Raw genomic sequence first — 757 nt, forward strand, 5'->3', positions numbered from 1 at the left:
CCCAAATCGGTCATTAGAAAAAGTTTCTTGTCATTTTCTAATGACCGCCATTAGAAAAATAGCTTTGTATATGCTTGATTCATAAATATTTACTAACTTTACCACGAAAAAAAGAATATACTCCGATGCGAAACTGTGACATAAAGTTTGTAAATAAGGAAATAACACCTTTTGGTGGTCTTTCCCTGTTCTTCAAAATGCTTGAGAAATGCCATTTTGAAGAGCATGTTATGCAAAGTGGTTTACCTCTTCAAGGTTCCAACCGTGGTTACAAACCAATCCAGTTGATATTGGGATTGTTTGCAGGTGTGTGGTGTGGCGCAAGTTGCTTTGGCCATCTTGACGTGGTTCGTTATGACGCTGCACTATGTGACCTATTAGGATGGGAACGTGGAGCAGACCATCGTGCATACCAGCGCTATCTCAATAAATTCTCTCAAGCTGTCAACCAGCGTGTTTTCGGAAATTTGTTCCGTTGGTTTTTCTCCGAGTTGAAGTTCGACAACTACACTTTAGACTTCGATTCTACAGTGATGGTCCGTGAGGGAAGTCAGGAAGGAGCAGCCAAAGGATACAACCCCAAACGTCCTGGACGACTCTCGCATCATCCTCTTCTTGCATTCGTTTCCGATGTAAGGATGATAGCAAATTACTGGCTACGTCCAGGCAACACATCCGCAAGTACCAATTATCTGTCATTTCTTGAGGACACGCTCTCAAAACTTGAGGGCAAACGTGTTGGACTGGTCCGCATGGA

At 42.8% G+C, this 757-nt stretch carries 1 protein-coding gene; it reads left to right on the forward strand.

What is annotated here, in order from left to right; all coding sequences use genetic code 11:
- Positions 1–125 precede the first annotated feature (125 nt).
- Positions 126–757: transposase (locus KM934_RS12885; protein ID WP_215761032.1), on the forward strand; the 632-nt coding region annotated here is incomplete at its 3' end.

Source organism: Hallella faecis, assembly GCF_018789675.1.
Lineage (GTDB): Bacteria > Bacteroidota > Bacteroidia > Bacteroidales > Bacteroidaceae > Prevotella > Prevotella faecis.